Origin of the sequence: Devosia sp. RR2S18 (assembly GCF_030177755.1) — a bacterium.
Taxonomy (GTDB): Bacteria; Pseudomonadota; Alphaproteobacteria; order Rhizobiales; family Devosiaceae; genus Devosia; species Devosia rhizosphaerae.
Genome location: NZ_CP126539.1, coordinates 2303186 through 2325513, shown reverse-complemented (window position 1 = coordinate 2325513; position 22328 = coordinate 2303186). Strand labels below are relative to the sequence as shown.

Annotated in this window: 22 protein-coding genes; 21 read left to right on the top strand and 1 reads right to left on the bottom strand. The window is 59.5% G+C overall.

Annotation, left to right across the window (positions count from 1 at the left end; all coding sequences use genetic code 11):
* Positions 1 to 104 precede the first annotated feature (104 nt).
* A complete protein-coding gene (locus tag QOV41_RS11500) occupies positions 105 to 746 on the bottom strand; it encodes a sulfite oxidase-like oxidoreductase (protein WP_284576704.1) in 642 nt (213 codons plus the stop codon).
* Positions 747 to 903: 157 nt separating this feature from the next.
* Here QOV41_RS11500 and QOV41_RS11495 point away from each other — a divergent pair, with 157 nt between their 5' ends.
* From QOV41_RS11495 to QOV41_RS11395, 21 genes are all read left to right on the top strand, one after another.
* A complete protein-coding gene (locus QOV41_RS11495) occupies positions 904 to 1647 on the top strand; it encodes a glycosyltransferase family 2 protein (protein WP_284576702.1) in 744 nt (247 codons plus the stop codon).
* Between the two features lie 943 nt (positions 1648 to 2590).
* Positions 2591 to 3445, top strand: coding sequence for a flagellar hook-length control protein FliK (gene fliK / locus QOV41_RS11490; RefSeq protein ID WP_284576700.1), 855 nt, complete (start codon positions 2591 to 2593; stop codon positions 3443 to 3445).
* Positions 3442 to 3711 (top strand): EscU/YscU/HrcU family type III secretion system export apparatus switch protein, encoded by a 270-nt coding sequence (locus QOV41_RS11485; protein ID WP_284576699.1) that lies wholly within the window; start codon positions 3442 to 3444, stop codon positions 3709 to 3711. Before fliK ends, QOV41_RS11485 begins: the two co-directional genes overlap by 4 nt.
* Positions 3712 to 3813: 102 nt before the next feature.
* A complete protein-coding gene (msrA, locus tag QOV41_RS11480; RefSeq protein WP_284576697.1) occupies positions 3814 to 4539 on the top strand; it encodes a peptide-methionine (S)-S-oxide reductase MsrA in 726 nt (241 codons plus the stop codon).
* A gap of 51 nt (positions 4540 to 4590) precedes the next feature.
* Positions 4591 to 5157 (top strand): outer membrane protein, encoded by a 567-nt coding sequence (locus QOV41_RS11475; protein ID WP_284576695.1) that lies wholly within the window; start codon positions 4591 to 4593, stop codon positions 5155 to 5157.
* Positions 5158 to 5433: 276 nt separating this feature from the next.
* Positions 5434 to 5985, top strand: coding sequence for an outer membrane protein (locus tag QOV41_RS11470; protein ID WP_284576693.1), 552 nt, complete (start codon positions 5434 to 5436; stop codon positions 5983 to 5985).
* Between the two features lie 402 nt (positions 5986 to 6387).
* On the top strand, positions 6388 to 6753 hold the full coding sequence (locus tag QOV41_RS11465; RefSeq protein WP_284576691.1) for an NADH-quinone oxidoreductase subunit A: 366 nt from the start codon (positions 6388 to 6390) through the stop codon (positions 6751 to 6753).
* On the top strand, positions 6744 to 7325 hold the full coding sequence (locus QOV41_RS11460; RefSeq protein ID WP_284576689.1) for a NuoB/complex I 20 kDa subunit family protein: 582 nt from the start codon (positions 6744 to 6746) through the stop codon (positions 7323 to 7325). The genes QOV41_RS11465 and QOV41_RS11460 overlap by 10 nt, the downstream gene beginning before the upstream one ends.
* An 8-nt stretch (positions 7326 to 7333) precedes the next feature.
* A complete protein-coding gene (locus QOV41_RS11455; RefSeq protein ID WP_284576688.1) occupies positions 7334 to 7951 on the top strand; it encodes an NADH-quinone oxidoreductase subunit C in 618 nt (205 codons plus the stop codon).
* Positions 7948 to 9141 (top strand): NADH-quinone oxidoreductase subunit D, encoded by a 1194-nt coding sequence (locus tag QOV41_RS11450; RefSeq protein ID WP_284576686.1) that lies wholly within the window; start codon positions 7948 to 7950, stop codon positions 9139 to 9141. Before QOV41_RS11455 ends, QOV41_RS11450 begins: the two co-directional genes overlap by 4 nt.
* Positions 9141 to 10346 (top strand): NADH-quinone oxidoreductase subunit NuoE, encoded by a 1206-nt coding sequence (gene nuoE / locus QOV41_RS11445; RefSeq protein WP_284576684.1) that lies wholly within the window; start codon positions 9141 to 9143, stop codon positions 10344 to 10346. Before QOV41_RS11450 ends, nuoE begins: the two co-directional genes overlap by 1 nt.
* 5 nt (positions 10347 to 10351) lie before the next feature.
* Positions 10352 to 11659 carry an NADH-quinone oxidoreductase subunit NuoF gene (gene nuoF, locus QOV41_RS11440; RefSeq protein WP_284576682.1) on the top strand — a complete coding sequence of 436 codons (1308 nt, stop codon included), beginning with the start codon at positions 10352 to 10354 and terminating at the stop codon, positions 11657 to 11659.
* A gap of 3 nt (positions 11660 to 11662) precedes the next feature.
* Positions 11663 to 13729 (top strand): NADH-quinone oxidoreductase subunit NuoG, encoded by a 2067-nt coding sequence (gene nuoG, locus QOV41_RS11435; protein WP_284576679.1) that lies wholly within the window; start codon positions 11663 to 11665, stop codon positions 13727 to 13729.
* Between the two features lie 8 nt (positions 13730 to 13737).
* Positions 13738 to 14835 carry an NADH-quinone oxidoreductase subunit NuoH gene (nuoH, locus tag QOV41_RS11430; RefSeq protein WP_284576677.1) on the top strand — a complete coding sequence of 366 codons (1098 nt, stop codon included), beginning with the start codon at positions 13738 to 13740 and terminating at the stop codon, positions 14833 to 14835.
* Positions 14835 to 15323, top strand: coding sequence for an NADH-quinone oxidoreductase subunit NuoI (gene nuoI / locus QOV41_RS11425; protein WP_284576675.1), 489 nt, complete (start codon positions 14835 to 14837; stop codon positions 15321 to 15323). Before nuoH ends, nuoI begins: the two co-directional genes overlap by 1 nt.
* A gap of 11 nt (positions 15324 to 15334) precedes the next feature.
* A complete protein-coding gene (locus QOV41_RS11420) occupies positions 15335 to 15943 on the top strand; it encodes an NADH-quinone oxidoreductase subunit J (RefSeq protein ID WP_284576673.1) in 609 nt (202 codons plus the stop codon).
* 9 nt (positions 15944 to 15952) lie between these two features.
* Positions 15953 to 16267, top strand: coding sequence for an NADH-quinone oxidoreductase subunit NuoK (gene nuoK / locus QOV41_RS11415; protein WP_415926711.1), 315 nt, complete (start codon positions 15953 to 15955; stop codon positions 16265 to 16267).
* An 11-nt stretch (positions 16268 to 16278) separates the two neighbouring features.
* Positions 16279 to 18390, top strand: coding sequence for an NADH-quinone oxidoreductase subunit L (nuoL, locus tag QOV41_RS11410; protein ID WP_284576671.1), 2112 nt, complete (start codon positions 16279 to 16281; stop codon positions 18388 to 18390).
* Positions 18390 to 19961, top strand: a complete 1572-nt coding sequence (locus tag QOV41_RS11405) for an NADH-quinone oxidoreductase subunit M (protein ID WP_284576669.1) — start codon at positions 18390 to 18392, stop codon at positions 19959 to 19961. Before nuoL ends, QOV41_RS11405 begins: the two co-directional genes overlap by 1 nt.
* A 9-nt stretch (positions 19962 to 19970) precedes the next feature.
* Complete coding sequence (nuoN, locus tag QOV41_RS11400) at positions 19971 to 21416, top strand: NADH-quinone oxidoreductase subunit NuoN (protein ID WP_284576668.1); 1446 nt, start codon at positions 19971 to 19973, stop codon at positions 21414 to 21416.
* Positions 21416 to 22252, top strand: coding sequence for a biotin--[acetyl-CoA-carboxylase] ligase (locus QOV41_RS11395; protein WP_284576667.1), 837 nt, complete (start codon positions 21416 to 21418; stop codon positions 22250 to 22252). The genes nuoN and QOV41_RS11395 overlap by 1 nt, the downstream gene beginning before the upstream one ends.
* The last annotated feature ends 76 nt before the right edge of the window (positions 22253 to 22328 follow it).

Here is a 22328-nt window from a genome sequence, read left to right as displayed (position 1 = left end):
TCTCGCGGTTATAACGGCCCCTGCTCAACACACAGCAGCTAAGCCTGTTCCTGTAGGAGCGACAACACACAGGTGAAATCAGTGGAGCTTCTCGCGACCCCTGGTCACGAGTAGCGCTCCTCCAGCCACGGGTCGCCGCGATTGTGATAGCCTCGGACTTCCCAGAAGCCGGGTTTGTCTTCTGCAGTGAACTCGATCCGGCGCAACCATTTCGGGCTTTTCCAGAAGTAGAGATGCGGAACGACCAGCCGCACCGGTCCGCCATGTTCGGCGGTCAACGGCTCACCTTCCCAGCTGTGCGCCAGAATGGCGTCTTCCACGAGAAAGTCTGATAGCGCCAGGTTCGTCGTGTACCCGTCTTCACATGTGAGGATGGCAAATCGCGCCTCAGGCGACAGCCCGACACGGGCTGCAAGTTCCTGGGTGGATAGGCCTTTCCACGTGTTGTCATATCTTGTCCAGCTGGTGACGCAGTGGATGTCCGAGAGCTTTTCTGTCTGGGGCAGGGCGAGGAACCCCTCCCACTTCAAGCTGGTGGGAGCATCCACAAGACCACGGATGTCCAGCCGCCAGTTAGGCAAGTCGATGACGGGTTCAAGGCCGATGTCCAGGACCGGCCAGTTCTTGACGAGGTGCTGCCCCGGCGGAAGCCGGTCCTCCTCGGGCCGGCTTTGGCGACCAGTGATGAAACGAGCCTCCTCTGCCCATTTCTGCTTTGTCCGAGTGAGCTTGCTCTCGTCTGGCATGTGTCGGCTCCCACCGTGCATTTGCGAACCGAACAGAACGCGGGCACCTCCCACCGTCAACCGAAAAGCCGCCGAATATTGGGGCTTGGTGTTGCCGTTCCTAGCGTCAGCCGTTATGCGCTACCGACTTGATGTGTGAGCCCGCGGGGAAGATGCGATGAGCCTGGCCTTCGTGATACCGGCCTACAACGAAGAGGTGCTGATCGGGAAGTGTCTTGAATCGGTAGTAGCGGAAGTCGCGCGCTCTGGCCGCGAAGCTGGCATAATTGTGGTGAACAATGCCTCGACCGACCGAACCGGTGAAATCGCCCGTAGCTTCCCAACGGTGCGCGTCGTTGATGAGCCGAAGAAGGGGCTGGTCAACGCGCGCGACGCGGGCTTCGCCGCCAGTGAAGGCTATGATCTGATCGCCAACATCGACAGTGACACCATTGTACCCGAGGGGTGGCTCGATACGGTCTACCGCGAGTTCGAGCAGGATCCCAAACTTGTCTGCCTGAGTGGTCCTTACGTCTACTACGACATGGCCCCGTTCAACCGCTTCCTGGTCAACGGCTTCTATGGCCTCACCAAACTGATTTATCTGGTGAACCGGTTCGTTCTCCGCGTTGGTTCGGTGGTTCAGGGCGGCAATTTTGTTTTCAAGCGAGCGGCGTGGGAAAAGGTTGGCGGCTACGATCGATCCATCGAATTTTTCGGCGAGGATACGGACGTCGCCGTCCGTCTATCTAAGGTTGGCGGTGTCAAATGGACGTTCGCCCTCAAGATGAAAACCTCGGGCCGCCGGCTTGAGAAGGAAGGGGTGTTCCGCACAGCGGGCACTTACACGCTGAATTTCTTTTGGGTGACGTTCCGCGGCAAGCCAGTCACCAAGGAATACAAGGACATTCGCCCAGACTAGCTGTCCGCCCGGTACGGCTTTGGTAACGGGATTGGTTTAGCGTTTCTGTGTCTCGCCCCAAGTCAGAGGCAACGCGGAACTTGTTCATGGCTGACCTTGATGCACTCTTTGCCTTCACGGGTCTTGTGGCGCAGCTAAGTCTGTTCTCGATGCAGCCTTGGACAAGTGCGCTGTGATGCCGATCAATTCAATGCCGCCGTTTGCCAGCCCGGTGCGCAGCGACGCCTTGCTCGCTCTTGCGCTCCGGGCAGGAGAGGTCGTCGAAGGGAAAGTCGTCTCCACTGCAGCTTCAGGTATTTCCCAGGTGGACATTAAGGGACGATTGCTCAGCTTACTGCTCCCTATCGCAGCAAAGCCAGGAGATCGACTGGCTCTTCAAGTGGAGGGAAGTGGTGCGCGTCTTCAACTAAGCGTTTCACCCAAGCTGGTGGCCACCAGCGCTGCATCTCTGGCGCCAGGGACTACAGCTCCAACGGTGATCCAAGGTGTTCCGGTTATGCCGACGACAGTCGGCTCTGCAAACGTCAAATTGGCGGCGGCTGTACCGCCCCAGGTTTCGAACGGCAGTGGTAGTCCCACGCGAGCGCCGGATGCGCCTTCCACAATGTTTGTGGCTCCCCAGCGCGTCAGTTCGACTGCGCCTGGGGAGGCCCCAGAGGGGAAAACGTCAAGCGGGACTAATGTCTCCAGAAGCGCCTCCCCAGCCGGGGAGAGTAACACTACCCCGCGTCCGTTAGGCCAAATGGCCGGACAGCCGAGCGCTCCCCTTTCTGATGCTGCTAAGCCTTCCGGGCGGACACCCACCGTATTTGGTACCGGGCAACAGGCGCGAATTGGCGCCACCATGAATCTCCCGGCAGAACCCGCGACGTTCGCGCGGCCAAGCGCGCCGCACTCTGGCAATCCCCGAGAAGCGCTTGGCGGCTTGGTGCGGGATTGGAGCATGCGGCAGAGTTCTAGCGCTGCTTTGCTGTGCGCTCTTGCCTCACCAGCTGTCCGCTCCGCGCTGCCACAGCCGGTGCTCCGTGCGGCCGAACAATTGGGAGCGCTGCAATTGCCGTTGGCCGCTGGCGGGATCGGGGGCGCAGCACTCCGCAACGCGATCTTGAGCAGCGGCATTTTCCGGGAAGCCATGTTGGCAGCTGGAACCTCTCCTTCGCCGCAGGGCGACGTCAAGTCCGCCTTGCTGGCGCTTCGACAAAGCCTTGTCTCATGGATCGGCAAGCAGCAGCCGGCGGCGGCAATCGCTGTTGCCGCACCGCCGGTTCGAGGTGCACCGCCACGCGCCCGCGCTGCCGACATTGCACCCATCGACCCAACCTCACCACCCGACGAAGTGGGGCGGCAAGTGCTCGAGCGGACAGAGTCATCCCTGGCCCGAATTCGACTGCAGCAGCACTCTTCGCTGCCGGATAGCCTTGCATCCGGCAAGGCCGAATGGAATCTGGAGGTTCCGGTGCTGATCGGGCTCCACCAGACAAGCATGCAGATCCAGATCACCCGCGACCAAGAGAACAGTGTGCAGGCCGATCAGGAGCGCGGCTGGCAGTTGCGGTTCGCGATCAACCTTCCCAAACTTGGGGAAGTAGGCGCGCAGGTGTCACTGCATGGCGGCGCCACGGGCGTCATGCTGTGGGCGGCGGAAGATGAAACAAGACAGTTGATGGAACAGGAGATGGAATCCCTCCGTGAGCAGCTCCAAGCGGCAGGCCTGCAGCCCGGATCGATTATCCTCCGGCAAGGTGTTCCCACGTCCCCGCTACTCCCCTCGGGGCACCTCTTGGATTCCGTTTCATGAGTATACCGCCCGTAAGCCGCCCCTTGGCGGTAGCCCTGCAATACGAAAAAGGCAGTCGCGAGGCTCCCCGCGTCGTGGCCAAGGGCCGTGGTCTGCTGGCCGAGCGCATCGTTGCTTTGGCGCAAGAAAATGACGTGGTCATCGAGGCGAATCCAGCCCTTGCTGAGGCGCTCAGTGGTGTGGAGTTGGATGACACCATCCCGGTCGAACTCTACGAAGCCGCCGCCATCGTGATCGGCTTTGTTTTGCGAACCTCCAAGTCCTGAACGAGCTACCGGAGTCTGCGCTTAGTTTCATTTCGGCGTGAATAGGCTGATCTGGGGGTATCGCATATCCATATAGTGGATAGTCATACTCAAGAGGTCTCCATGCCCCGCTCCCGTGCTGTCGCCTTGGTCCGCCGTGACCGCCGTCGTTTCGCCTTCGGCGCCCTGCTGCTTGTTCCCGCCTTGCTGGTGTTCAATCGGCCGAGCGACGCGCAGGAAAAGCCTGTTAAAATTCCCGCTCCCGCGGTTGATCTGCAAGAGGCCGGCGCCACCGCGACGGCGGTATTCGCAGGTGGTTGCTTCTGGGGCGTGCAGGGTGTCTTCCAACACGTGGAAGGCGTAACCAATGCAGTCTCAGGCTACTCCGGTGGCAGCGCCGAAACGGCTACTTACGAGCAGACCGGGACCGGGCAAACTGGGCATGCCGAAGCCGTTGAGGTCACCTATGATCCGTCGGTGATCAGCTATGGCGACCTTCTGCAGATTTACTTTTCGGTGGCGCACAACCCTACTCAGCTCAACTATCAGGGGCCGGATCACGGGCCACAGTATCGCTCAGCCATTTTCGTTGCCACCGACGAGCAGAGTGATGTAGCCGAAGCCTATATCGAGCAGCTGGATGCCGCCGCTCCCTTTGAAGGGCCGATCGTCACCACCATCGAGCCGCTGGAGGCGTTTTACCCAGCCGAGCAGTACCACCAGGACTACCTGACCCTAAACCCCACTGCACCATACATCGTTGTGCACGACCAGCCGAAGATCGATGCCCTGGAGGCCTACTTCCCTGGAATGTACCGGGCGGAACCCGTGTTGGTCGGCACCCTCTAGCAGCGTGCGGCTGACTGGAACGCTGGTGACCAGGGCGCGTTGAAAACGTAGATGATGGAGAGGCGCAAAGCAGTGACGGTCACCAGATACATCGCGGCTCTAACAATAACCTGCGCAGCTGGTGCGGCGCAGGTTATGGCCGCAGATGTCGTCACCGTTCCCACCAGCACGCCGATCGCCGTGCCGGTGCATGACGAAGGCGCCTTCAGCTGGGATGGATTCTACGCTGGGGTGTATGGGGTCTCCGCTTCGAACTCTGCAGACGAGGTTCAGTATGGGCTTGGCATCCAGGCTGGAGTGAATACGCAGTTCGAGTTCCTGTTGGCCGGCGCTGAGGTGTCAGTGCAGGGTCTCAGTGGTGATGTTGGCACGACCACCTATGGACAGATCTTGGGACGCGCCGGCTTAGTCGTCAGCGACGATGTGCTGGTTTACGGTGCGGGTGGTTACGGCCTCGATCTAGGCGCACCGGAGGAAGACGACCTACTCCTCGGTGGTGGATTGGAAGTGGCGGTCACAGACTCCGTCTCCCTCAACGCTCAATACCTACGCGGCGTACCGCTATCTGGTGGCGAGCCAACCAACCAAGTCACCCTCGGCGCCAAATTTCACTTCTAACCGCCGATTTCGCGGGCCTGGCACACCGTGGAGACTCAACCGCGTTCAGCACACCTGGCCGCGCAGGCGTCTCTTTGCAGACCCAAAATCTACTGCCCTCGCACCAATTTGTATCAAACTGGTCCAATAGCGCGACATTGCTGCAACACGTGCCCCAGAATGGTCACTGAATCTTAGCCGCACCGCCCAAATTCACCATCGAGAGGCTTGTCACTCGCGTTGCCCTCAGGCATCTAGCGATCGACTACGGTTAACTTCTCTATGGGAGTGCAAGATATGTTTGTACGTAAGCTTTCTCTCGGCGTCGCTGCTGCCACGCTGCTCGTTGGTGGTGCTCAGGCTGCTGACCTGATCATCCCGACCACCCCGATGCCGATCTACGAAGAAGCCGGCTTCAGCTGGGACGGCATGTATGCCGGTATCCGCGCCGGCGGTATCTTCAACGACGGTGACGACACTGATGGCGTCATCGGCGGCGTTGTCGGCGTGAACTTCGCCGCTGCGGATGCTTTCCTGGTCGGCGCTGAAGTTTCGGGCGACTACATCTGGACCGACGGTGAAGAAGACTACGGCCAGTTCCTGGCTAGCCTGCGTGCCGGTGCCGTTGTTACCGACGCAGCCCTGATCTACGCAATCGGTGGTGTTGGCGTTAACGTTGCCGACGGTGATAGCGATGCTATCTACCAGCTCGGTGGTGGTGTTGAGTTCCTCGTTACCGAGAACGTATCGGTTCGTGGTGAAGTCGTCGGTCTCGGCGATTTCGACGGTGGTGATGACGACTTCTTCGAGTCGGCTAAGGCCACGGTCGGCGTGTTCTACCACTTCTAAGAATTTGCGATCAGGCAGGGTGGTCACCCGCCCTGCTGCATCTTGCAAAACCCATTGCGGCGAACCGGCCTCCGGTTCGCCGTTTTGGTTTTCGTGGGTGGCGATTCTCTTTTGTCGCAGGCTTCTGTCGGGCTGGGGCAGTGCAGATCGCCTGTGGTCGAGCCCTCACGTAGCAGTGACGACGGCCGCTTGGCTCTGCGACTTGTGGCGAGGCATACGCGGCTTATATGATGTCGCAGAGGTACTTACATGACCTTATAAGTCATATTTTCTTTCCCTTGAAAGAGGATAGGCAAAGGTCTAAGCCGAAGCCATCAACCGTCGCGTTGGTTCGCTCGCCCAAATTGCCTGCTAACTCTCGCGCAACCGGTCGCCAGGCCGGTCAAAAAATTAGGCTGCCGCATGACTGACTTGCTGAGCAACTATCTGCCCATCGTCATTTTCGCTGGGCTTGCTGCCATTATCGGTCTGGCTCTCCTGATCGCCCCGTTCGCGATAGCGATCAAGAATCCGGACCCAGAGAAAGTTTCCGCTTTTGAGGCGGGCTTCGACGCGTTCGATGACGCGCGCATGAAGTTCGACGTTCGATTCTACCTGGTCTCGATTCTGTTCATTATTTTCGATCTCGAAGTGGCGTTCCTTTTCCCTTGGGCAGTCGCCTTCCGAGACGTGGGTTGGTTCGGCTTCTGGTCCATGATGATCTTCCTCGGCGTTCTGACCGTCGGGTTTATGTATGAATGGCGGAAAGGGGCTCTCGAATGGGATTGAGTTCACAAACGGGTACCATGGTCGCTCCACAGCCGACCGGCCTTGTTGATCCGCACACCGGCAAGCCCGCCGGTTCTGAAGATCCGTTCTTCACCGGCATGACTGATGAACTGGCCGATAAGGGCTTTCTGGTCTCGACGGCTGCGCATCTCATCAACTGGGCTCGCACCGGCTCTTTGATGTGGATGCAGACGGGCCTTGCCTGCTGCGCCGTCGAAATGATGCAGATGTCCATGCCGCGTTATGACGTCGAACGCTTCGGGACGGCGCCTCGCGCTTCGCCGCGCCAGTCCGACGTACTTATAGTTGCCGGCACGCTGACCAACAAAATGGCTCCAGCGCTGCGCAAGGTCTATGACCAGATGCCGGAGCCGCGCTACGTCATTTCGATGGGCAGCTGTGCCAATGGGGGCGGCTACTATCACTATTCATATTCGGTGGTTCGTGGTTGCGACCGCATTCTGCCAGTGGACATTTATGTGCCCGGCTGCCCTCCGACCGCAGAGGCACTTCTGTACGGTATCCTGTTGCTGCAAAAGAAAATTCGCAGCACTGGCACGATCGAGAGGTAGACGGCGTGATGGATGAGGTCGCTCAAATCGATCCGCTGGCCGAGCTCGGCAACCATATCGCGCGTTCACTAGGCGCCGCAGTGCAGTCGCATGCGGTTTCATTTGGTGAGCTGACGTTGGAAGTCGAACGCGATTCCATCGTCGAAGTTGCAACTTTCCTTCGTGATGATCCGGAGTGCCGGTTCATCGCGCTCATCGATATCTGCGGGGCCGATTACCCATCGCGCGAACTCCGGTTCGACGTGGTCTATCACTTTATGAGTCCAACCAAGAACAGACGCGTCCGGCTCAAGCTGCAGACGGATGAATACACCACCGTGCCCAGCATTGTGGACGTCTTCCGCGGTGCGAACTGGTTCGAGCGTGAGGCCTACGATCTCTACGGGATCCTCTTTTCGGGACACCCTGACCTAAGGCGGATCCTGACCGATTATGGTTTTGACGGGCACCCCCTTCGCAAGGACTTTCCGCTGACGGGTTTCGTGGAGGTTCGGTACGACCAGGAACGCAAGCGCGTGGTCTATGAGCCTGTCAAACTCGTGCAGGAATTCCGTACGTTCGACTATCTGTCGCCTTGGGAGGGCACCGACTATGTGCTACCCGGCGATGAGAAGGCTAAGCAATGACGCTCGAAGCTGAAGTCCGCAACTTCACCCTCAATTTCGGTCCGGTGCACCCATCTGCCCACGGCGTGCTGCGCCTGATTCTCGAGCTGGATGGTGAACTCGTCGAGCGCGTCGATCCGCATATCGGCCTATTGCACCGCGGCACCGAGAAGCTGATCGAGCACAAGACCTATCTCCAGGCGCTGCCGTATTTCGATCGCCTGGACTATGTGGCTCCCATGAGCCAGGAACACGCCTTTGCACTCGCAATCGAAAAGCTTCTTGGCATTACCGTGCCGCGGCGCGGGCAACTGATTCGTGTGCTCTATGCCGAGATCAGCCGGCTTTTGGCGCACCTCATGAACGTCACGACGCAGGCGATGGACGTGGGCGCGTTGACGCCACCACTTTGGGGCTTTGAAGAACGCGAAAAGCTCATGATCTTCTATGAGCGCGCTTCCGGGGCCCGCCTGCATGCGGCGTACTTCCGTCCGGGCGGGGTTCATCAAGACCTGCCGCAGTCGCTCATCGACGACATCGAACTCTTCTGCGAGTCCTTTCCCAAGGTGCTCGGCGATATCGATAACCTGCTGACCGCCAACCGTATCTTTAAGCAGCGCAATGTCGATATCGGCGTGGTTTCGCTCGACGAAGCTTGGAACTGGGGCTTTTCTGGCGTTATGGTCCGCGGTTCCGGCGCGGCTTGGGATCTGCGCAAGTCGCAGCCTTATGAATGCTATGCCGAGATGGATTTCGATATTCCGATTGGCAAGAACGGCGACTGCTACGATCGCTACTTAATCCGAATGGAAGAGATGCGGCAGTCGGTTCGCATCATGAAGCAGTGCATCGACAAGCTGAACAGCCCCGACGGAAAGGGGCCAGTGTCGTCGCTCGACGGCAAGGTGGTTCCGCCCAAGCGCGGCGAGATGAAGCGTTCGATGGAAGCGCTGATCCACCATTTCAAGCTTTACACCGAGGGCTTCAAGGTGCCGGCCGGCGAGGTCTATGCCTGCGTCGAAGCGCCCAAGGGTGAGTTCGGCGTGTATCTGGTCAGCGATGGCACCAATTCGCCCTATCGATGCAAGATCAGGGCGCCAGGCTTTGCTCACCTCAGCGCCATGGATTTCCTGTGTCGCGGGCATATGCTCGCCGACGTTTCGGCCATCCTTGGCTCCCTAGATATCGTGTTCGGAGAGGTTGATCGCTAATGGTTGCGCGTCGCCTTGCGGACGAGTCGGTTCAGCCGGCGAGTTTCGCCTTCAATGCAGAAAACGCCAAATGGGCGGAATGGAAGATCGGCCTCTACCCGCAGGGGCGGCAGCAGTCGGCTGTGATCCCATTGCTGATGCGCGCCCAGGATCAAGATGGTTGGGTGAGCCGCGCGACGATCGAAAAGATCGCCGAAATGCTGGGCATGGCCTATATCCGCGTCTTGGAAGTCGCGACCTTCTATACCCAGTTCCAGTTGCAACCTGTGGGCACTCGCGCCCATGTTCAGGTCTGCGGCACAACACCATGCATGCTGCGCGGGGCCGAGGGACTCAAGGAAGTTTGCCGCAGCAAGATCCATCCCCAGCCGCACCACCTCAATGAAGACGGAACTTTGAGCTGGGAAGAGGTGGAGTGCGCCGGCGCCTGTGTGAATGCACCCATGGTGGCAATCTTCCACGACACCTATGAAGACCTGACGCCCGACCGGTTGGGGGAGATTATCGACGCTCTCCATGCTGGACGCGGCGACGCAATCAAGCCCGGTACGCAGATTGACCGATTGAACTCTGCGCCCGAAGGTGGTCGGACTACGCTGTTGGAGCCGCCAAGCGCCACGCGCGAGAAGTTTGTGCCACCCGCTGCGCCTGCTGACGCTGCTGCACCGGCCGCCGCAGGCAAGCCTGAGGCACCCAAGGCTGAACCGGTAAAGCCATCTGCTCCGGCAGCTCCACAGGCCCCGACGACGGCTGCCAAGCCGGGCGATGTCTCTGTGGAAGCTGCGCCCGCTGTGAAGGGTCCCGCGCCGCAGGCCAAGGTTTCCGAAGCAGTCGCTGAAGCCGCGCAGGAGAAAGCTAAGGCTGACGAAGATGCCGATGGCACCCCTAACGATGCCATGCGTCCCAATGCGGTTGGCGCCGAGTCCGAAGCGCAGAAGATCGACGGGGGCAACGCTCCCGGCAAGACCAAACGGAGCGGGGCGCCTGCCGCTGCCAACGCCGCGAACAACGACCCTGACACAGGAACCATGGGCGATACGACTGGCACACCTCTGGTGGACACCAAGCAGTTGCCGCAGGATGAAATCGACGCTGTCGAAGCAGCCGTGAAACCGGTGCGCCGGCGCAAACCCAAAGCTGGAGCCATCAAGCCGACCAAGGAACTGGGCGGCGATATCTCCAATGACGACGACAAGTCGGAGTAATTAGCGTGCTCGCTGACAAGGATCGCATTTTCACCAATCTGTATGGCCAGGGCGACTGGGGCCTGGAAGGCGCGCGTTCGCGCGGCGCCTGGCAGGGCACCAAGGAGTTCGTGGACGCCGGCCGGGATTGGATCACCAACGAAGTCAAAGCCTCCGGCTTGCGTGGGCGCGGCGGCGCTGGCTTCCCGACGGCCCTCAAGTGGACGTTCATGCCCAAGGTCAGCGACGGCCGGCCACATTACCTCTTGGTCAATGCCGACGAATCCGAACCCGGTACCTGCAAAGACCGCGAAATCCTCCGCCACGATCCCCACCATCTGGTCGAGGGCTGCCTGCTGGCGGCGCGCGCCATGGATGCTCATCTGGCGTTCATCTATGTCCGTGGCGAGTTCATCCGCGAGCGTCAGCACCTCGAACGCGCCGTCGAGGAGGCCTATGAGGCTCGCCTGATCGGCAAGGACAATATCCACGGCTGGGATCTGGACATCATCGTCCATCATGGCGCCGGCGCCTACATCTGCGGCGAAGAAACCGCTTTGATGGAATCCCTCGAAGGTAAAAAGGGTCAGCCGCGCCTCAAGCCACCTTTCCCGGCAGGCATGGGCGTCTACGGCAACCCGACCACCGTCAACAATGTCGAATCCATCGCTGTTGTGCCGGAAATTCTGCGGCGCTCCGGCGCCTGGTTCGCCTCGATCGGTCGTGCCAACAACACGGGCACCAAGCTCATGTGCGTATCCGGCCACGTCAATCGTCCGGCGACCTTTGAAGAGGCCATGGGCGAGAGCTTCAAGGATATCATCGAGAAGCATTGTGGTGGCATTCGCGGCGGCTGGGACAATCTGCTTGCGGTTATCCCCGGTGGCTCCTCTGTGCCGTGTGTACCCGGCGAGAAGATGCCCGATGCCATTATGGACTTCGACGGCTTGCGGGAAGTCGGCTCCTCCATGGGTACGGCCGCCGTCATCGTGATGGACAGGTCGACGGACATCATCAAGGCAATCTGGCGCCTCTCGGCTTTCTACAAGCATGAGAGTTGCGGCCAGTGCACGCCCTGCCGGGAAGGCACCGGCTGGATGATGCGTGTCATGGAGCGTATGGTCGAAGGTCGCGCGCAGAAACGCGAAATCGACATGCTATTTGAAGTCACCAAGCAGATCGAGGGGCACACCATATGTGCCCTTGGCGACGCCGCGGCCTGGCCGATCCAGGGCCTGATCCGCAATTTCCGCCACGTCATCGAAGAACGCATCGACCAGTATACCTGGTCGTCCACCAGCGACGGCGCGGTTCCGTCGGTCGCTGCGGAGTAGGTCATGGCAAACATCAAGGTCGACGGTAAACTCGTCGAAGTACCAGACTATTACACCCTGATGCAGGCGGCAGAGGCGGCCGGTGCGGAGATTCCGCGCTTCTGCTACCACGAGCGCCTGTCAGTCGCCGGCAATTGCCGTATGTGTCTGGTGGAAGTGAAGGGCGGCCCTCCCAAGCCGCAAGCTTCGTGCGCCATGTCGGTGAAGGATCTTCGTCCTGGGCCGAATGGTGAGGCACCCGAAATGTTCACCAACACGCCAATGGTCAAAAAGGCCCGTGAAGGCGTGATGGAATTTCTGCTGATCAACCATCCGCTGGACTGCCCAATCTGCGATCAGGGCGGCGAGTGCGATCTGCAGGATCAGGCCATGGCCTATGGCGTGGACAAGAACCGGTTTGCCGAGAACAAGCGCGCCGTCGAGGACAAGTATATTGGCCCGCTGGTCAAGACTTCGATGAACCGCTGCATTCACTGCACGCGCTGTGTGCGCTTCACCACCGAAGTCGCTGGCATCGCCGAGATGGGGCTGCTGGGGCGTGGCGAAGACGCTGAGATCACCACCTATCTCGAGAAGGCGCTCTCGAGTGAGTTGCAGGGCAATGTCATCGACCTTTGCCCCGTCGGCGCGCTCACCAACAAGCCCTATGCATTCCAGGCTCGCCCCTGGGAGCTGAACAAGACCGAAACCATCGACGTCATGGATGCGGTCGGTTCGAACATCCGCGTCGACAGCCGCGGGCGCGAGGTTATGCGCGTTCTGCCTCGCCTGAACGAGTCCATCAACGAAGAGTGGATTTCGGATAAGACCCGCTTCATCTGGGATGGCCTTAAGTCCCAGCGGCTCGATCGCCCCTATGTCCGGCGGAACAGGAAGCTGGCTTCCACCACGTGGGACGACGCTTTCCAGACGGTCGCCAAGGCCGTCAAGAAGCCAGGCGTACGCATCGGCGCCATTGCTGGCGACCTCGCCGGCGCAGAAGAAATGTTTGCGCTCAAGGCGCTGCTTGCAACGCTCGGCTCAGCCAATGTGGACGCCCGGCCGGCTGGGTCGACGCTCAACCCTGCTGCAGGTCGCGCGAGCTATATCTTCAATCCGGCTATTGCCGGTCTTGAAGAGGCCGATGCGATCCTCTTGATCGGCACTAATCCGCGCAAAGAAGCCTCCCTGGTCAATGCGCGCATTCGTAAGGTGTGGCGCGCCACGGGTCTGCCGATCGCCCTGATTGGGGAGAATGCCGACCTTACCTATCCGGTGCAGCACCTTGGAGCCGGTATGGATACCCTGTCCGACCTTGCTTCGGGCAATGGCAGTTTTGCCGAAACCTGGTCCAAGGCCAAGAAGCCTGTGGTGATCGTAGGCGAAGCCGCCGCAACACCTGATGTTCTCGCGGCAGCTGCCAAGCTCGCCACCTCGAACACCGAACTGGCAGAAGGCTGGAATGGCTTCGCCGTTCTGCACAATGCGGCATCTCGCGTGGGTGCGCTCGACGTCGGTTTCGTGCCGGGCAAAGGCGCCGCTGATACCTCGGCGATGCTTTCGGGTGGTGTCGACGTGCTGTTCCTGCTTGGCGCCGATGAAGTCGATTTGACTCAGCTGGGAACCACCATGGTGGTTTATATCGGCACGCACGGAGACAACGGGGCCAATCGTGCCGACGTCATCCTGCCTGCTGCGACTTACACGGAAAAGAGCGCAACTTACGTCAACACTGAGGGTCGCGTTCAGATGACGACCCGTGCGGTGTTCCCGCCCGGCGACGCAAAGGAAGACTGGTCGATTATTCGGGCGCTCAGTGGGTTCGTGGGCAAGGCCTTGCCGTTCAACTCATTGCCACAGCTGCGTGCAGCGCTCTACGCGGACTACCCGCATCTGGCGCGCATTGATGTGATTGCACCCAGTAAGGCATCAGACATTGCAAAGCTTGCCAAATTGTCGCCTAAGCCTGGTAAGCCCAGCTTTGCCTCGCCCGTCGGCGACTTCTATCTGACCAACCCCATCGCCCGCGCATCCGCCATCATGGCAGAATGTTCGGCTACCGTGGCTGGTCTCCGGCAGGCTGCGGAGTAGGGGGCATCATGGACTCTTTCAACCTAGCGCTCTCCTATCTGGTCGGCATCCCGGTGCTCGGCCTGGGCGTGCATGTAGGCGTAGTCTACAAGATCTTGCTGCTGCTTGTTCTGCTGCTTGTTTTTACCGCGTTCATCCTGTTGGCTGACCGCAAGATCTGGGCTGCTGTTCAGATCCGGCGTGGTCCCAACGTGGTCGGCCCCTTCGGCTTGCTACAGAGCTTTGCAGACCTGCTGAAATTTGCCGTCAAAGAACCGATCATTCCATCGGGCTCCGACAAGGTTATGTTCCTGATGGCGCCCTTGATCACCGCCACCCTCGCCCTTTCGGCCTGGGCCGTGATCCCGGTTGGCTTCGGTATGGCTATCGCCAACATCAATCTGGGCATTCTTTACATCTTCGCGATCTCATCGCTCGGCGTTTATGGCGTGATCATCGGTGGCTGGGCTTCGAACTCGAAGTACCCATTCCTGGGTGCGTTGCGCTCTGCCGCCCAGATGGTGAGTTACGAGGTCTCCATTGGCCTAGTGATCATCACTGTGCTGCTCTGCGTGGGTTCGCTCAATCTCACCCACATCGTTCTGGCTCAGTACGAGATGGGCTTGGCGCATATGCTCGGCGTGCCGCAGCTAACGTTCCTGAACTGGTTCTGGCTGCCGCTCTTCCCGATGTTCATCGTGTTCTTTATCTCGGCTCTGGCCGAGACAAACCGGCCGCCTTTCGACCTGCCTGAGGCAGAGTCGGAACTGGTTGCCGGCTTCATGGTGGAGTACTCGGCCACGCCCTACATGCTGTTCATGCTGGGCGAGTACATCTCGATTCTCATGATGTGTGCTCTCACCACGATCTTGTTCTTGGGTGGCTGGACGGCACCGATCGACCTGCCGCCGTTCACCTGGATTCCGGGCCCGGTGTGGTTTGTTCTTAAGCTCAGCGCGGTTTTCTTCATGTTCGCGATGTCCAAGGCCATCGTACCGCGCTACCGCTATGACCAATTGATGCGTATTGGCTGGAAGCTCTTCCTGCCCCTGTCGCTGATCATGGTCGTAATCGTTGCATTCGTCCTCCAGCTGACTGGCTGGGGCTGGCATGGAGGGATGGCCTGATGCGCGCCGCCCAATTCGTCAACACGCTGCTGCTCTCGGAACTGGTCAAAGCCTTCTTCCTGACCATGCGGTATTTCTTCAGCCCGAAGCCGACGGTGAACTATCCGTTCGAAAAGGGCCCCATCAGCCCCCGGTTTCGCGGCGAGCACGCCCTGCGCCGTTACCCCAACGGCGAAGAACGCTGCATTGCCTGCAAGCTCTGCGAAGCCATCTGCCCGGCCCAGGCCATCACCATCGAAGCCGGCCCCCGGCAGAACGATGGCACGCGTCGTACGGTCCGTTACGACATCGACATGGTGAAGTGCATCTATTGCGGCTTCTGCCAGGAAGCCTGTCCGGTGGATGCGATTGTTGAAGGTCCCAACTTCGAGTTTGCGACTGAAACCCGTGAAGAGCTCTACTTCAACAAGGAGCGGCTCTTGGCGAATGGTGATAGGTGGGAGCGTGAAATCGCCCACAGCCTCGCCGCCGACGCACCCTACCGCTAAGAGGGAAGAGCATGACCCTTCCGCTATTCTTTTTCTACGTGTTCTCGGTGGTCTGCGTTGCGTCGGCCGTTATGGTCATTGCGTCGCGGCATCCGGTGCACGCCGTTTTGTTCCTGATTCTGACGTTCATCAACGCCGCAGGATTGTTCATGTTGGCCGGCGCCGAGTTCCTGGCGCTGATCCTCGTCGTTGTTTATGTCGGCGCTGTGGCGGTGTTGTTCCTCTTTGTCGTGATGATGCTCGACGTTGACTTCGCCTCGTTACGCTCAGGTTTTCTGCAATACGCGCCCATCGGACTGGTCGTTGGTCTCGTGCTGCTACTAGAGCTGCTATTGGTCGCTGGGACTTTTGTTGTATCGCCAGAGGCGGCGCAAAGCTCCGCCCTTCCGATCGTCCCAGGCATGGAAAACATCCGTGCCATCGGTCAGGTGCTTTACACCCGCTATGTCTTCCTGTTCCAAGGCGCCGGTGCGGTACTGCTGGTGGCGATGATCGGTGCGATTGTTCTGACTTTGCGGCATCGTCCCGGTATCAAGCGGCAGGATGCGGCGCGACAGGTGGGACGTAAGCCCTCGGAGACGCTGGAAGTCGTCAAGGTCAAGAGCGGTCAAGGGCTATAGGAGATACACATGGGCTTGGGTATCGAGCTCGGTCACTACCTGACCGTAGCAGCAATCCTGTTCACGCTCGGCGTGTTCGGCATATTTATCAACCGTAAGAACATCATCGTCATCCTGATGTCGGTGGAGCTTATCCTCCTGGCAGTGAACCTGAATCTCGTCGCGTTCAGCGCTGCGCTGTTGGACCTTCAGGGGCAAATCTTTGCTCTGTTGATCCTGACAGTGGCTGCTGCCGAGGCGGCGATTGGCTTGGCGATCCTTGTGATTTTCTACCGCAACCGTGGCTCGATCGCGGTTGAAGACGTCAACCAGATGAAGGGCTAAGAACCACCGCTATGTTGATTCAAGCGATTGTTTTCCTGCCCCTCGTCGGCGCGCTTATTGCCGGACTGCTGGGCCGCACCATCGGGCATCGTCCGAGCGAGTTCATCACGACTGGGCTCTTGATCATTTCGGCCGTTCTGAGCTGGGTGGTTTTTCTCCCGGTTGCCTTTGGCGGCGGCCTCATGGGTGCCGAACTGGTGAATGGCGAGACCGCAGTTCTCAAGGTCGAGATCATGCGATGGATTCAGGTCGGCGATATGGACCTACGCTGGGTCCTGCGCGTAGACACCTTGACCGCCATCATGCTGGTCGTGGTGAATACCGTGTCCGCGCTCGTCCACGTCTATTCCATCGGTTACATGGCCGAGGATCCCCACCGGAACCGTTTCTTCGCCTATCTCTCGCTCTTCACCTTCGCCATGCTGATGCTGGTGACGGCTGACAACTTCGTCCAGATGTTCTTCGGCTGGGAAGGCGTGGGCCTCGCGTCCTATCTGCTGATCGGGTTCTGGTACACGCGACCCTCTGCCAATGCCGCGGCCATGAAAGCATTCGTGGTCAACCGCGTGGGCGATTTCGGCTTTGCCCTGGGCATCTTTGGCGCTTTCATGGTGCTCGGATCCATCAACTTCGATGAGGCATTCGCCGTAGTTGGGGCGTTCGGCGCCACCGGATTGCCGGTCTTCCAGTTCCTTGCTTGGGAATTGGACGCGATGACGGTCATTTGCCTGTTGCTCTTCATGGGCGCCATGGGGAAGTCGGCACAGTTCCTCCTGCACACGTGGCTTCCCGACGCAATGGAGGGACCCACGCCCGTCTCGGCGCTGATTCACGCCGCTACCATGGTGACTGCCGGTGTGTTCATGGTGGCGCGTCTCTCGCCGCTGTTCGAGACCTCGCCCGTGGCGCTTTCGGTCGTGATCGTCATCGGTGCCATCACCGCATTCTTCGCCGCCACCGTCGGCCTGGTCCAGAATGACATCAAGCGGGTGATCGCCTATTCGACCTGCTCGCAGCTCGGCTACATGTTCGTTGCCTTGGGAGTAGGGGCCTATTCTGCGGGCGTTTTCCACTTGTTTACCCACGCTTTCTTCAAGGCACTGTTGTTCCTCGGCGCCGGTTCGGTGATCCACGCGATGCACCACGAGCAGGACATGCGCAATATGGGCGGCTTGGCCAAGAAGATCCCGATCACCTATGTCATGATGCTGATCGGCACCCTGGCGCTCACCGGTCTGGGCATTCCGGGCACGATCTTCGGTTTCGCGGGGTTCTTCTCCAAGGACGCGATTCTGGAAGCTGCCTACGGTTTCGGCGGCAATCTGGGTCAGTTTGCCTTCTGGTCGCTGGCGATCGCCGCCATGTTCACGAGCTTCTATTCCTGGCGCCTGGTGCACCTGACATTCCACGGTTCCCCTCGTGACCCGCAGCACTTCGGTGAAGGGCCGCATCCTGATCCCGCTCACGCGGCTCTGGAGAGTCACGATGAGCCCATCGACGACAGCAATGCCGATGATCATGGAGATCACGGGCATCATGGTTCGGCTTATGACCACGCACACGAGTCGCCTAGTGTCATGCTGGTGCCGCTCTACGTGCTAGCGGTCGGTGCGCTGCTCTCGGGTGCCGTTTTCTACGACATGTTCTTCGGGCACGTTGAGCACATTGAACACTTCTTCACCGGCTCCCTGGTGGTGGACCACGAGATCATCGAGGCCGCCCACCATGTACCGCTTTGGGTGAAGTGGAGCGCCACCATTGCCATGATCATCGGCTTCGTGGCTGCCTGGATCATGTATATCCGGAGCCCCGGGACACCGGCACGGCTTGCCGCTTCCAATCGCGGACTCTACCAGTTCCTCCTCAACAAGTGGTATTTCGACGAGTTGTACAACACGATCTTCGTCAAGCCGGCCATGTGGGTGGGACGCGCGTTCTGGCACGGCTTCGATGACGACCTTATCGACCGCAGGCTGACAGAAGGGTTGGGCCGCCGCGTGCAGGACGTCACGTCTTGGGTCGTCAAGCTCCAGTCGGGCTATCTCTATCACTATGCCTTCGCCATGCTGATCGGCATCGCGGCGCTGCTGACCTGGGCCATCACGGCCGGGGGACTGATCTGATGAACTTCGAAAACACTATTCTGACCATCCTTACCTGGCTTCCGCTGGCCGGTGCAGCCTTGATTGCACTATTCCCCCGCGGGGCACATGGCGCTATCCGCTGGATGGCCTTCGGGGTGACCCTGATCGTGCTCGTGCTCTCCCTGGCGCTCTGGCAAAGCTTCGATACTACCAATCCTGGCTTCCAGTTTGTGGTGAACATCCCCTGGATCGGGGATAATATCGGCTACCGTGTTGGCGTGGACGGGATCTCCGTGCTGTTCGTGGTGCTGACGGCACTGCTGATGCCGTTTGCCATCCTCTCGAGTTGGGAGTCAGTCGAGCATCGGGTCAAGGAATACATGGTTGTGTTCCTGGTGTTGGAAACGCTGATGGTCGGCGTCTTCACCACGCTCGATCTGGCCATGTTCTACGTGTTCTTCGAAGGCACGCTGCTGCCGATGTTCTTGATCATTGGCATCTGGGGCGGTTCGGCTCGCATTCAGGCCAGCTACAAGTTCTTCTTCTACACCTTCGGCGGTTCGGTCCTGATGCTGCTGGCCATGATGGCCATGTATTGGAACGCGGGTACTACCGATATCACGCGGCTCTTGGGCCACCCTTTCCCCCAAGATTGGCAGCCTTGGCTGTGGTGGGCATTCTTCTTGTCATTCGCCGTCAAAATGCCCATGTGGCCACTGCACCGTTGGTTGCCCGAAGCCCACGTGCAGGCGCCGACTGCCGGATCAGTTATCCTGGCTGCTATCTTGCTCAAGCTGGGCGGTTACGGCTTCCTGCGCTTTAGCCTGCCCATGTTCCCTGAGGCTTCGGCTCAGTTCGCCAACATCGTGTTCTTTTTGTCGGTCGCTGCCATCATCATCACTTCGCTGATTGCTTTGGTGCAAACCGACATCAAGAAGCTGATTGCCTATTCGTCGGTGGCGCACATGGGCTTCGTCACCATGGGTATCTTTGCCGGCAATGCGCTTGGCATCCAGGGCGCCGTGTTCCAGATGATCTCGCACGGTATCGTGTCGGGTGCGCTGTTCCTGTGTGTTGGCGTGGTTTACGACCGCATGCACACACGCGACATCTCTGCCTATGGTGGGCTTGTCGAGCGGATGCCGCGCTATGCCTTCGCCTTCCTCGTCTTCACCATGGCCAATGTTGGTCTTCCCGGCACGTCCGGTTTCGTGGGTGAGTTCCTGACCATGATGGGCGCTTTCCAGGTCAATACCTGGGTAGCCTTTGGCGCTGCGTTCGGCGTGATCCTGTCGGCAGGGTATGCGCTTTGGCTTTATCGCCGGGTGATCTTTGGCGCGCTAACCAAGGAGAGTTTGCGCGGCATCTTGGATCTGAATCTCCGCGAGAAAATCATCATCTACCCTCTGATTGTCCTTACTATCGTCTTCGGCTTTTATCCGATGCCGATCCTCGACACTTCTGCGGCTGCAGTGAACAACCTTGTTGCACACTACTCTGCATCGGTCGGTCGAGATCCGGCGGTTGCATTGGCCGAGGCCCGCGCGCCGCTCGCCCATGGCGAACCGGTACCGCTTGAGGCGGCTGAACCCGCCGCTGCTGCCCACTAGGAGACACCCGTGAACTCTGACGTAATCGATTTCGCGAGCCTGGCTCCGGCGTATCCCGAGATGCTGATGGCGGTCGGCATCCTCGTGCTGCTGTTGCTCGGCATTGTCATCAACAAGGAGCGCTCGGCTCTGGTGACGATGCTCGCCGTCGTCCTGCTTTTTGCGTCGGCTGCCTTGGTAGTCTTCTATCCGGCCGACGGCGTACTTTTCAGCGGCGTCTTCATCGAGGATAGCTTTGCCCGCTTCATGAAGGCGCTTGTGCTGGGTGGCTCTGGCTTCGCTCTTATGCTTTCCATGCCGAATGACTTCGAGAACGGCACCCACAAGTACGAGTATTCCATCCTCGTACTGCTCGCGACGCTGGGCATGATGCTGATGGTGTCGGCAAACGATCTCATGAGCCTCTATATCGGTCTCGAACTGCAGTCGCTGGCGGTTTACGTGCTCGCCGCGATCAAGCGCGACGACTCCCGAGCCACAGAGGCGGGGCTAAAGTACTTTATTCTGGGTGCGCTGAGCTCGGGTCTGCTACTCTATGGTGCTTCATTGGTGTATGGCTTCACGGGGCACACCAACTTGCAGGCCATTGTGATCGCCATCGCCAGCGAGGGCCGCTCCATCGGTCTGATCTTTGGGATCGTGTTCCTGCTTGCCGGCGTGGCCTTCAAGATTTCTGCGGTTCCATTCCACATGTGGACGCCCGACGTCTATGAGGGAGCACCCACTCCGGTAACCGCTCTCCTGGCGAGTGCGCCCAAGGTGGCTGCCATGGCTTTGATGGTGCGCCTGGTCATCGACACTTTCCAGGGCATCAGCGCGGACTGGCAGCAGATCGTCATTTTCTTGTCCATTGCCTCGATGGTACTGGCAGCCTTCGCTGCCATCGGGCAGCGGTCGATCAAACGACTGGTTGCCTATTCCTCAATTGGCCATGTTGGTTTCGCGCTCGTCGGTCTCTCCTCAGGCACGCAAGTCGGCGTGGAAGGTGTGGCGATCTACATGGCTATTTATCTTGCCATGACTATCGGTCTCTTCGCCTGCATTCTCGCATTTCGAACCGAGAGTGGTTATGTGGAAACCATCGACGAACTCGCTGGAGCCGCGCAGTCCCACCCATTCGTTGCGGCAATCATGGCGGTTCTCATGTTCTCGCTGATAGGGCTGCCGCCCCTGGCTGGATTCTTCGCCAAGTGGCATGCGTTCCTCGCGGCGATCGACGCCCAGCTTTATGTGCTGGCAGTGATCGGCGTTCTAGCGTCTGCGGTGAGCGCCTTCTACTACCTGCGGGTGGTCAAGGTGATGTACTTCGATGAACCCGTGCGGGCGTTCCGCGCTGTGCCGTCCGAACTAACTATCATCATGGGTTTGAGCGGCTTCTTGATCGTCACCTACTACTTCACGGTAGGTGCTCCGCTCGCGGCAGCCGCACATATTGCTGCGGGAAGCCTGTTCTAGTGGCGGTTTTCTCCCTTGGTGCCAAAGCACGTGCGGCCGGATACCGGCTGCATGGCTTCGACACCATCGGGTCGACCAACACGGAAGCCACCGCTGCTGCCGCGGCAGGTGATCCAGGCGGAGTATGGTTTGCGGCTCTGCAGCAGACCGCCGGAAGGGGCCGTCGGGGTCGTCAGTGGCAAAGCCCCCATGGCAATCTAGCGGCGACGTTGTTGATTGTTCCAGACGCTGACCCCAGCTTGGTGGCGTCGCTTGGCTTTGTGGCGGGCGTGTCACTCAGTCGGGCGCTCTCATCGATGCTAGCCGCGAGTTCGGTGAAGATCGGGATCGACGGCGCGGATGGTTCATCCCACGCCGGTAATGTCCGCGTTGCCCTTAAATGGCCCAATGACGTGCTGGCCGATGGTGCAAAGCTGGCGGGTATTCTGCTTGAAGCAAGCAAGACGCCCGGCGGCCGCCATGCCATTGCCATCGGCATCGGTGTGAATGTGGTCTCAGCACCTGAGGGGCTACCCTATCCAACAACCAGCTTGGGCGGTCTCGGCGTCAGGACGTCTGCAGCTGAGATGTTTGAAGCCTTAGCGGAAGCCTGGGTCGACACTTTTTCGCAGTGGAACGAAGGCCAGGGAAACAGTCTTGTGCTCGAGCAATGGCGCGCGGCCGCAGCCGGTATTGGCGCTCCGGTCGCAGTATCTCAGAACGGTGAGGTGCTCCGCGGCATCTTTGAAACGATCGACAATGATGGACGATTGATCGTTCGAACGGCCGACAGCAGCCGCATAGCGATCGCCGCGGGCGATGTACATTTTGGGGCAACGGCCAGCGCCCAAAGCTGACCACAACACTTGCGCAGCGACCGGCGGCCAATGATCGCTCAGGCGCTGCGCTGCGCTTCGAAAGGAAGTATCTAAC